The organism is Rhizobium sp. SVR5-2C, from assembly GCF_056755115.1.
On record NZ_JBNDHT010000236.1, the window covers coordinates 1 to 5,610 of the forward strand.

At 56.8% G+C, this 5,610-nt stretch carries 8 protein-coding genes and 1 pseudogene; 7 read left to right on the plus strand and 2 right to left on the minus strand.

What is annotated here, in order from left to right; genetic code table 11:
• The 5 genes and pseudogenes from ACPYOI_RS34580 to ACPYOI_RS34600 all read left to right on the plus strand — a co-directional run bounded on the left by ACPYOI_RS34580 (position 1) and on the right by ACPYOI_RS34600 (position 2,796).
• On the plus strand, positions 1 to 288 hold the full coding sequence (locus ACPYOI_RS34580) for a group II intron maturase-specific domain-containing protein (protein WP_481424046.1): 288 nt from the start codon (positions 1 to 3) through the stop codon (positions 286 to 288).
• 62 nt (positions 289 to 350) lie between these two features.
• Positions 351 to 813, plus strand: a pseudogene (locus ACPYOI_RS34585) (IS6 family transposase); the annotation flags it as partial.
• Between the two features lie 318 nt (positions 814 to 1,131).
• Complete coding sequence (locus ACPYOI_RS34590) at positions 1,132 to 1,422, plus strand: hypothetical protein (protein WP_481420116.1); 291 nt, start codon at positions 1,132 to 1,134, stop codon at positions 1,420 to 1,422.
• A gap of 801 nt (positions 1,423 to 2,223) precedes the next feature.
• Positions 2,224 to 2,490: a DUF1488 family protein gene (locus tag ACPYOI_RS34595; protein WP_481420117.1), complete on the plus strand. Its 267-nt coding sequence runs from the start codon at positions 2,224 to 2,226 to the stop codon at positions 2,488 to 2,490.
• A gap of 39 nt (positions 2,491 to 2,529) precedes the next feature.
• On the plus strand, positions 2,530 to 2,796 hold the full coding sequence (locus ACPYOI_RS34600) for a BON domain-containing protein (protein WP_481420118.1): 267 nt from the start codon (positions 2,530 to 2,532) through the stop codon (positions 2,794 to 2,796).
• A 724-nt stretch (positions 2,797 to 3,520) separates the two neighbouring features.
• Here ACPYOI_RS34600 and ACPYOI_RS34605 read toward each other — a convergent pair.
• Together ACPYOI_RS34605 and ACPYOI_RS34610 are read right to left on the minus strand one after the other, a co-directional pair.
• Entirely contained in the window at positions 3,521 to 3,844 is a 324-nt protein-coding gene (locus ACPYOI_RS34605; protein WP_481420119.1) for a hypothetical protein, read from the minus strand.
• A gap of 2 nt (positions 3,845 to 3,846) precedes the next feature.
• Positions 3,847 to 4,083: a hypothetical protein gene (locus ACPYOI_RS34610; RefSeq protein WP_481420120.1), complete on the minus strand. Its 237-nt coding sequence runs from the start codon at positions 4,081 to 4,083 to the stop codon at positions 3,847 to 3,849.
• Between the two features lie 607 nt (positions 4,084 to 4,690).
• Between ACPYOI_RS34610 and ACPYOI_RS34615 the strand changes: the two genes are divergently transcribed.
• Both ACPYOI_RS34615 and ACPYOI_RS34620 read left to right on the plus strand, forming a co-directional pair.
• Entirely contained in the window at positions 4,691 to 4,924 is a 234-nt protein-coding gene (locus tag ACPYOI_RS34615) for a hypothetical protein (protein ID WP_481420121.1), read from the plus strand.
• 222 nt (positions 4,925 to 5,146) lie between these two features.
• A complete protein-coding gene (locus ACPYOI_RS34620) occupies positions 5,147 to 5,404 on the plus strand; it encodes a hypothetical protein (RefSeq protein WP_481420122.1) in 258 nt (85 codons plus the stop codon).
• Positions 5,405 to 5,610: the final 206 nt, after the last annotated feature.

The following is a 5,610-nucleotide window of genomic DNA, read 5'->3' on the forward strand; positions in this document are numbered from 1 at the left end:
TTGCACCTTCGCAGTGACAAGGCTCTCGATGATCTGGCACGGATGTTCAACTCATACATCCGCGGCTGGATCAATTATTATGGTCGGTTCTGTCCTTCAGCTCTCCAACCTACGCTCTGGAGCATCGAACGATACTTGGCTCGATGGGCTACGGGAAAGTACAAGTCCTTGCGTAGGCACAAGCGGCGATCCCAACATTGGCTTTTGCGCATCGCGCAGCGCCAACCTCGGTTGTTCGCCCATTGGCCTCTGCTTCATGGATACGGTCGAACAATGGGAGCCGGATGATGCGAGAGTATCACGTCCGGTTCTGAGAGAGCGTGGGGGTGAAACTCCCCCGCGCCACTCGCCTGGTCGTGACGATCGGCGGGAGGAGACACTGGCTGTGGCGCGCCATCGATCAGGACGGATACGTGCTCGATGAGCTCGTCCAGGCCCGCCGCAACACCAAGGCTGCTAAACGCCTGCTGATCCGGCTACTGAAGAAAGCAGGTATGCCGCCCAAGCGGATCATCACCGACAAGCTCCGCTCGTATGGCGCGCGGCCAAGCGAGAAGTTATGCCGGCTGTCGAGCACAAATCCCACAAGGGTCTCAATAATCGAGCGGAAAATTCCCATCTGCCACTGCGGAAGCGGGAGAGGACGATGCAAGGCTTCCGATCCCCGGGAAGTTTGCAGCGCTTCATCTCGATCTTCTCCGCGGTTCGAAATCTCTTCGTCCCCCAAGTCATAAACGATCCGCGCTGTCCACTCACATTCATCGCATCCGCGCAATAGCGCACTGGAAGGCAGTCACCCGCGCTACCGCTTGATTGCAGACGGCTTGCGACAAACACCGCTCACGCTCGATAACGTGACAACTCCATCGCCTGGCATTGACGACTGTGGCTGAACAGAGACAGCGGCGCAAATTTCCTCAATCGGCAGCGCCCGTTCAATGGCTACCGAGACGATGCCCTGATCGGGACGGAGCGCAAACACATTAGTAACGTCTTAGTTATTCGCCGTATCCGCTTGTATCTGATCGCAACGTCACCAGATAGGCTCTAGGGTCTGTGCTCGGCGGATAGTTTAGGTGCCCCAGGAACCGCTCACCGAACATCTCTCCCTCGTCTTGAGGAGTTGATACCATGAAACTACCGAGCATCATAGATATGAAGCCAGAGGAGCGTGCTGCTGTCGTTGAGCGCCTTATTGCGCATCTTGAGTTTGCCTCTCAGGAGGCCGATGTTGCCGGCGATCAAACGACGGCACAGAGCCTTGGAGATTTCCGGACAGTTCTAGAAGAGCACTGCCTTTCGATCTCCGCTGTGCCGGCGTTGTCGTCTACGCGCTTTGTGGAGGAGGCCGTTCGACTACTCGCCGGATTTTACGTGAAGTCCGCGCGGCGGGTGGATGAGGATGCTTGTCGCCCCTTCTAAAGTCACTATGCGATGGATGCAGTTTGCCCCTCCTCCCAATCGTCAATGCAAGGTCCCTCGCGGCCGGTCCAGCTCGTAGCGGCCGCGCAATTCGACTGCTTCGACTATGACGGCGTCCGCGTGATCGGAAGCGTTGCAAGCAATCTCTGAGAAGTTCGCGAGAACGCGATCGCCGAGTTCCTTCAATGGTCACCAGGTCGGGTCCCCTTGATGTTTAGCGATTGATGCCGAGAAGTGCAGCCGTTTACCGAGGGTGCTGAGGACATGTTCGCACTCTTCGATCGCCATTGCGTTGAACGGCTTTGTTTTTGCTATCTCGCGGTCCAGTGCAGGGTGCTTTCCCGACGATGACCGAGAAGGTAGGCGACAATCATTCTCCGAAGAGCTTTAGGTAGGAAGTCGCGCCAGGACGTTGAGGTGAATGGACGCAGTGCGGTGGGCGGGCGGCTTAGGCCATGGCTGGTGCGTTCGAAGTAAAAGCGGAGAATCTGCCGCGCTTTTAGTTCCGCGGTTGCTCATTGCAATCGCCTTCTCGCGCCCCATATCCTTCTCATCGCGGAATGGGAGAACCCGCCGGTCAGTTCGATGCCTTCGCAGGACCGCACAGGCCACCCTGATACTTCCGAAACAGCATCCCGAATGAGCGGCATGGCCCGTGCCTTTACCGTCAACAGGGTACGTCGCCCTACTAAGTTGGCCCCGTCGCCTGACGCGTTTAGCGGCGGATCGCATCTATCTCCGCAAAGGCAATAGCCAGTCCAAATGAACCCTCGGGCCAACCGCCCCTTCGGAGAGAATGCGATGCCTCTGACTTTTCCTAATATAAGCCGAAGTTTCGACGAAAGCCGGGACGGAGTTCGTTTCTCTGGCTACGACGGCGTGTTCGAAGTGCGATTTCTGATTGAGGCGAATGCCTTGCGTACTACAAGCCAGGCGTGCCGCTCTCAGGTGGAGTGCCTGAGCGCTTTCGATGCGTCGCGCACTGCCATTCTCGAAGCCGCAGCCAAAGCCTATGGCCGCGGCGGCAAGCACCGGTACACCCTATCGGCAGACGATATTCGCCGATAGGGTATTACGCCCGCGTCGGTTCGGGCAGGAGACGAAGCCATGTCGGTCGACAGAAAACATCTGAGCATCGTAAGCCCAGCAGCAGCGGGCCTTCCCGAAGAAGCCGATCTTGAATCGGCCGTGTGCAACGCGCTTGCCTGTGCCGGTGAGCTCGATGCGAGCTATATTTTCGTCACGGCGCGCGGGAGTGATATCACGCTCGCCGGCTGGGTGCATGTGAACGAGGAGATTTCTCGCGCCGAGGAGATTGCCGGAAGGATCAAAGGCGTGCGGAAGGTTCACAACGAGCTTTCGCGGGACTTGTAAACCTAGGCGAGCTCAAAATCTAATCCATCGGCGTGGCTGCACGCTGAATTCCGGCCGTGCCGGGAGCGCGAAACCCGGCACTCTTTCCGGGTTTCGCGTGTACGCGACCGAGGCAACATGCTTGGCGTGATAAGGGCGGGGCAGTATGGGCTGCCCCCTAAAGAAAAAGCTCACCGCGCAATAGTCGTAAGCCCTTCGTCCGGCCCGCTAACCAAGCTGGCGTGCGGTGAAGTCGGTGAGGTCGCTCAATAGGCAGTCAGCCTACCATATCTGAGCCGATTGGGCATTGGAGCAGCCAGATCGCATCGATCCAGTATTTTCGAAGCGTTTCTTGAAGACGGACGCTCAAGCCGATGATGACACGAAGCCGAACTACCATTGCACGCTTCCGCATTTGCCACATTGAGAACTGCGGCTTTATGGGTTGTGATACGGACCATTTCTTGCGAGGCCGCCCGCTGGAAACGCCTACCAGTTTGCGTCGCGGGCCTACGCTAGCACATGCAGAACAAATGTGCCCCGCCCTCGTCGCTGCAATTCGTCGATCGCGATCTAGCGAATGTTTCGACTTGCAATGCGTTGCAAATTGATGGCCGACTCGCTGAGTGCAAAGCCTAATGGCGAGACAAAATATCGCCGTGAGGTGCTGCAGCGCGACGGTCCCACGCCAAGACGCCCTGTCGAGCATCAACATGCAATCATGAACGATTGGCTTGAGGAGTGGCTAGGGAGTGATGCCGTACTTTTCGGCCTTCTTGGCCTGAAGTGCGCACTGGGCCTTCTTCTCTGTCTCGACCATCGAATTGATCACCTTCGCCTGCATGCCTCGGGCACTGGTGAATTGCATCCTCGAGGTTGCGTCGAGGTCAGCTATCTTGTCCAGGAAAGCGGTAAGCTTCTCATCGTCAAGCTTGTAGCCGCAGCCATCAGCACCGCCGATGACCTGCGCTGCTTCGTTGGCGAACACGAAATTAGCTGTGTTCAGCGTCTGAGCCGACGCGCTGCCGGCGAGGAGTGCGGCGTAGATGATGCCCAAAAACACGCGCATGCCTAATCCTTCGTTGAGGTTGCACGTGTCACCCGCACTGCAAGCATCGCAAGTAAAGCGTCGCGCTCTGGACCAAACGGCCGCTTATCAAGAAAAACCTGAACAGCAGATTTCGTCTCGTGGCCTCCCGAGGATGGATTACCGCGGTGAAGAACGAAATCCATCTTGGTGATTTCGTTAGTTCCCAAGAACCAGTTATCGCCGTTCGAGCTAGCTGCAAAATGCAAGAGGCAGTTCATATCGATCTCCTTGCTCAAGAGGAAGATGTAGGGCGCTCAGCCAAATTTGCGAACTTTTGCTGATCTCGGCTTTCTTTGACGGGAAAACAAAAAAGGCCGGGGCGAAACCGCACCGACCTTCATCACATCGCATCTCAAACCAGTGCCAATACATCCGTGGTCAAAAGCAGAAAGCGACTGCGGCATTTGCGAGCGACAGATGCATTCCAGCGCTCAATCAGCAATGCCGATGACCGGTATATAGAGGCGTAATGTGTTCATAGAAAGTTCGGCAGCCCCGCGTGGCTGGTTCAGTAGCGCCTAGGACCCATCCCAGCCCCTTGCCGCGGGTTATCTATGCCGCCTGACGTTGTGCGGGATTCCCGCTCTCGTCGTCTGGCGAAGCCGCTTCGAGCAAAGACCATGAAGCGGGAAACTAGCTGGTAGCCCATTTGTGCTCAAGTTTAGCGACCCCCACCATAAATTCGCGCATCTTTGCTGCAGCAACGTCCCCGTCGCTGATGTTGTGTCCTGCCGCTTGAAGATCAGATAGCGCTTTCGAGAGAACTCCAGGGGCTCCACCTTCGAAGCGGGCATCGGTGATCTCATCGGCGTAACCTGTAAAATCATGCCGATCAATGAGGCCTGCGAAGCACTTCGCCAAAAACCTCTCAAGCGCGCCGACTATCCCACATCCGCGATGCAAGCCGCAGAGGGCGCAGATCACCACGAGGAAGTGGTGATTATTCGCCGCATCAAGGCGAGTACCCTCTCGTTGAAAGACTATCCCGCCTCGCTGGCGCGCCGGGAACGGGCATATCCGGATGCAGTCGCGTGCTGGGAGAATGAGGGGGAGCAGTAGGTTCGGCAGGGATAATTCGAAAAGAAGACGGATAGCCACAATGATTTGGCGCAGCGACCTTGTCCGCACGGATCAATTCTACAGAAGCGCATCCAATCCGGACCAGACCACCATTCGCTCCAAGGCTATTACAGAGGCGGTGAAAGTTAACCGGAGCGCAAAGACTTCCAGGCTCCGCCGCGCACGTTTGTTGTGTCAAAGTTCCGCGCTGGCGATCCGGCCATGAGAACAACGGAAACTGAGATCAAATTCGCGCGTCCGTTCATTCTGGGATCGCTGATTGTGCCGCTTGCGGCCGGGGCGGGCCGGCTCAAGGTGGATGAAGGACTGATCGATGGGATCAGTTTTGTCGCTTACCGAAAGGTTGCCGCTTATCTCGAACTGGCCATCAATCGAAACCCCTGCCTGAGGCGGCAACAGTTGCAGGTCCCACGTCGAGATCGAGGCCGTGCTGCTAAAAGACAACTGCCCGATAGCTGAAGTCCCCGAAGATCATGCCTGAGCGATCCTTGCAATTTTATTCTTACAGCAGAAGATGCGGACACATGCCGCCACCCCTCCCTTAGCTGCTGCACATGTTATCCCTTTGGAAGATAGCGTTTGCTTTGTTACCCACGAAGGCGCATGGTCCGGCCTCCAGCAGTCATCATTACGGGCGCTGCTGTTTGAGGGCCGCCAGACCCTAG

What these genes read in the sequence shown, in the direction of transcription:
- ACPYOI_RS34590 (WP_481420116.1), top strand. Translation starts at nt 1,132, where the DNA reads ATGAAACTACCGAGCATCATAGATATGAAGCCAGAGGAGCGTGCTGCT.
- ACPYOI_RS34595 (WP_481420117.1), top strand. Translation starts at nt 2,224, where the DNA reads ATGCCTCTGACTTTTCCTAATATAAGCCGAAGTTTCGACGAAAGCCGG.
- ACPYOI_RS34600 (WP_481420118.1), top strand. Translation starts at nt 2,530, where the DNA reads ATGTCGGTCGACAGAAAACATCTGAGCATCGTAAGCCCAGCAGCAGCG.
- ACPYOI_RS34605 (WP_481420119.1), bottom strand. Translation starts at nt 3,844, where the DNA reads ATGCGCGTGTTTTTGGGCATCATCTACGCCGCACTCCTCGCCGGCAGC.
- ACPYOI_RS34610 (WP_481420120.1), bottom strand. Translation starts at nt 4,083, where the DNA reads ATGAACTGCCTCTTGCATTTTGCAGCTAGCTCGAACGGCGATAACTGG.
- ACPYOI_RS34615 (WP_481420121.1), top strand. Translation starts at nt 4,691, where the DNA reads ATGCCGATCAATGAGGCCTGCGAAGCACTTCGCCAAAAACCTCTCAAG.
- ACPYOI_RS34620 (WP_481420122.1), top strand. Translation starts at nt 5,147, where the DNA reads ATGAGAACAACGGAAACTGAGATCAAATTCGCGCGTCCGTTCATTCTG.